At 27.2% G+C, this 3,779-nt stretch carries 5 protein-coding genes; 3 read left to right on the forward strand and 2 right to left on the reverse strand.

Annotated features, from left to right (window positions below):
- The 3 genes from E6248_RS14310 to E6248_RS14320 form a co-directional block, all read left to right on the forward strand.
- Nucleotides 1-664: AAA family ATPase (locus tag E6248_RS14310; protein WP_316341457.1), on the forward strand; the 664-nt coding region annotated here is incomplete at its 5' end.
- A 9-nt stretch (nt 665-673) separates the two neighbouring features.
- On the forward strand, nt 674-1,519 hold the full coding sequence (locus E6248_RS14315; protein ID WP_316341458.1) for a ParB/RepB/Spo0J family partition protein: 846 nt from the start codon (nt 674-676) through the stop codon (nt 1,517-1,519).
- Nucleotides 1,520-1,613: 94 nt separating this feature from the next.
- Nucleotides 1,614-2,114 carry a DUF4446 family protein gene (locus E6248_RS14320; RefSeq protein WP_316341459.1) on the forward strand — a complete coding sequence of 167 codons (501 nt, stop codon included), beginning with the start codon at nt 1,614-1,616 and terminating at the stop codon, nt 2,112-2,114.
- Nucleotides 2,115-2,138: 24 nt separating this feature from the next.
- Here the strand turns inward: E6248_RS14320 and yyaC are convergent, their stop codons facing one another.
- Together yyaC and E6248_RS14330 are read right to left on the reverse strand one after the other, a co-directional pair.
- Nucleotides 2,139-2,750, reverse strand: a complete 612-nt coding sequence (gene yyaC, locus E6248_RS14325) for a spore protease YyaC (RefSeq protein ID WP_316341460.1) — start codon at nt 2,748-2,750, stop codon at nt 2,139-2,141.
- Between the two features lie 47 nt (nt 2,751-2,797).
- Nucleotides 2,798-3,779 (reverse strand): aminotransferase class V-fold PLP-dependent enzyme (locus E6248_RS14330; RefSeq protein WP_316341461.1); only part of this gene is annotated, 982 nt, incomplete at its 5' end.

Consider the following 3,779-nt stretch of genomic DNA (forward strand, 5'->3'; position numbering starts at 1 on the left):
AACTATAGACATAGATCCACAAGGGAATACTACTAGTGGATTAGGATTAGATAAGGGAAATTTAGAAATGTCTATGTATGATGTAATTACTTCTGATGCATCATTAAAAGATATTATTTTAAAAAGTGAGCTTATTCAAAATCTTTACATAGCACCATCAACTATGGAATTAGCAGGTGCAGAAGTTGAGATTATAGGAAAACCAAATCGTGAAGTAATATTAGCTAATAAGTTAAAAGAAGTTGAAAATGACTATGACTTTATTTTTATAGATTGTCCACCATCGTTAGGAGTGCTTACTATTAATGCACTTACCTCAGTACAATCTGTATTAATTCCTATACAATGTGAATTTTATGCTTTAGAAGGTGTTGGACAACTAATCAATACTATAAAATTAGTTAAACAATCACTTAATAAGGATTTGGAAATAGAAGGAGTAGTTATGACAATGTATGATTTCAGAACTAACCTTAGCAATGAAGTATTTGAAGAAGCTAAAAACTTCTTTAATGATAAGGTTTATAAAACAACTATTTCTAGAAATATTAGGTTAGCAGAGGCACCAAGTTTTGGATTACCGATAATGTTATATGATGAAAAATGTAAGGGAGCAGAAGCTTACAAAACATTGACAAAAGAATTTTTAAAGAGGCAAAAGTAGGTGAGTAATATGAATAAGAAATCAGCATTAGGAAAAGGATTAGGAGCATTAATTCCTAACGAAATACAAGATAATGATAATAATAAACCTTCTCTTATTTCTTTAAATTTAATTAAAAGTAATGATGAGCAGCCAAGAAAGACTTTTGATGATGAAAAAATAGCTGAGTTAGCTCAGTCTATTAAAGAACATGGAATAATTCAACCAATAATTTTAAATAAAAAAGATGAATGCTATGTAATAGTAGCAGGGGAAAGAAGATGGAGAGCTGCCAAACTTTTAGGACTAAACGAAGTACCTGCTGTTGTGATGGATTTAACTGATAAGGATATATTAGAAATATCATTGATTGAAAACATTCAAAGGCAAGATCTTAACCCTATTGAAGAAGCCCTAGCCTATAAAAAATTACTAAGCGACTTCAATCTAACTCAAGAAGAATTAAGTAAAAGGATAGGAAAATCTAGAGTAGCTATAAGTAATATAATTAGATTAATTGCATTATGTGATACTGTAAAGCAATATCTAATTGATGAAGTTATATCAGAAGGTCATGGTAGAGCACTGTTAGCTATTACTGATCCTAAACTACAAAGTGAAATTGCTCAAAAGGTAATAGATGAAAAGTTATCTGTTAGAGAGTTAGAGAAGTTAATAAAGCATCTTAATAACAACAAAGAAGAAAAGCTAGTAAAAAGGGAAGTTAATCCTTACTATAAAGATGTAACAGAAAGATTACAAAACTATTTTGGAACTAAAGTTAATATAAGTAATAAAAATAATAAAGGTAAAATTGAAATAGAGTATTATTCTGAAGAAGATTTACAAAGGATACTAGAAATAATTAATTTATAAGTGTTTCACGTGAAACATTCGAAAATAAATCAATAATGTTTCACGTGAAACATTATAGTGTTATTTCTCAATTTATTAGGAAGGGGCACTTATAGTGGAAAATATAATTAAAATAATAAATGAAAATTCAGCTTTTATTATAATAGGATTATTAGTTATAGTATTGCTACTATTAATAATGGTACTTACATTAATGAGCACAACGAAGAAACTTGAAAAAAAGTATAGAAAAATGATGCGTGGAGTTAATAATAAAAATCTAGAAGAATTAATAACTTCAAAGTTAGATGATATTGATAAAGCTATTGGAAAGTCAGAAGAAGCCTTAAATAAATGTGAAGTAATAAAAGAAGAAATAAAGGGATGTGTAAATAAAGTTGCCATAATGAGATATAAAGCATTTCCTGATGTGGGAAGTGATTTAAGCTTCTCAATAGCAATATTAGACTCTTATAATGATGGTGTACTGATAACTGGGATTTATTCTAGACATGATAGTACAACTTATGCAAAACCAGTTGATAAAGGCATTTCTAGATATGAGTTATCTGAAGAAGAGACTTATGTTTTAAATGAAGCAATTAATAAAAAATAATTAAAGGAGCTACAATGAAATGAACTATTGTTCATCACGAAGTAGCTCCTTTTTTTTATTAGTTTTAATAATGTGCTTTTCGTATAAGTTTAAAAAATAATGAATTCCTTTATAGATAGTATCAGATAAAAGCATAACAGTATAAAGCCTAGTATTTTGTAATGTTAAAAAATCATATTTACTAGATATATTTACTATGCCAGTAATGCTTAAATCACCAACAGAAGGTAGATTTCTATTAATTGCAGATCCAGGATAAACTGGTGTATTACTAATAAAAACTTTACCAATATTAATAGTTTGCCCTAAACAGGAATCAATAGCTATAATATAAGGATTTATAAAATTAGAATTTATTTTTAAAATTATGCTTTCTAGATTAAGAGAATGAACAGGATTTTCTAAAGAACCATAAAAAAATATATTTTTTGATTCAAATAATGAAGATATATTTTTTAATTTATATCCAACTAATGGTCCTAATGAATCACCAGTACATCTGTCTGTTCCAATACATAAAAAGATAATAGTTCTATTAGATTCAATCATATTAAGTAGAGATTTATAAAGATACTTTCCAACTTCGATATATGAATATTCAAAGGATGAGTCAAACTCTTTTTTTAAAATTTCCATAAAGAAACCTCCCTTATGTAATTATTGACATTAGGGGAGGTTAATATTCATTTTAAAATTTTATTTATTGAATCTATTGTATAATTAATGTCTTCAACAGTATTAAAGTAACTAATACTTAATCTAACTGTTCCATCAGGAAAACTTCCTATTGATTTATGTGTTAATGGCGCACAGTGTAATCCAGATCTATTTTTAATTCCATATTTATAATCAAGTTCATAAGAAAGTTCAGCAGTATCCATTTTCGTAGAGTTAAAGGATACACATGAAGTATAGTGAGGGGTGTTAAAGTCCTCATATAATTGTATATTTTTAATATCTTGTAAATTAGAAATTAATAAGTTTCTTAAATAAGAATTTTTTTCATATATACTATTAATCCCTTCTTTATTTATAAACTTAATCCCTTCGCTTAATCCAACAATCCCTGGCATATTTAAAGTTCCAGATTCAAATTTATCTGGAAGGAAATCAGGCTGTTCAAGTGAATAGGACATGCTACCTGTACCACCTAAAATATACGGATTGCAAATTTCATTAAGTTCATCTGTAATTATAAAGCCACCAATACCTTGAGGACCGAAAAGGCTTTTATGACCAGTGAAAGCTAATGCACTAAGATTTAACTTTGTAAAGTCTATATCTAAAACCCCTGCACTTTGAGCTGAATCTAATATAAAAAAGATATCGTTATCCTTGCAAAGTCTTCCTATTTCCTCTATAGGTTGAATAGAGCCTAAAACATTAGAAGCATGGGATAATATAATAAATTTAGTGTTTTTTCTAATAGCATTTTTTATATCAGTTACATTTATAAATCCAAATTCATTAGAATTTACAATAGATAATTCAATAAGGTTATTATTTTCTAATTTAAATAATGGTCTTAATACTGAATTATGTTCTATTGAGGAAGTAATAACATGATCTCCCTTTTTTAAGCATCCATTTATAAGTATATTTAGTGAAGATGTTATATTACTTGTAAATATAACATTACTTATGTTATTAAAATTAAAAAAACTT

Source organism: Clostridium sp., from assembly GCF_032552055.1.
GTDB lineage: Bacteria > Bacillota > Clostridia > Clostridiales > Clostridiaceae > Clostridium.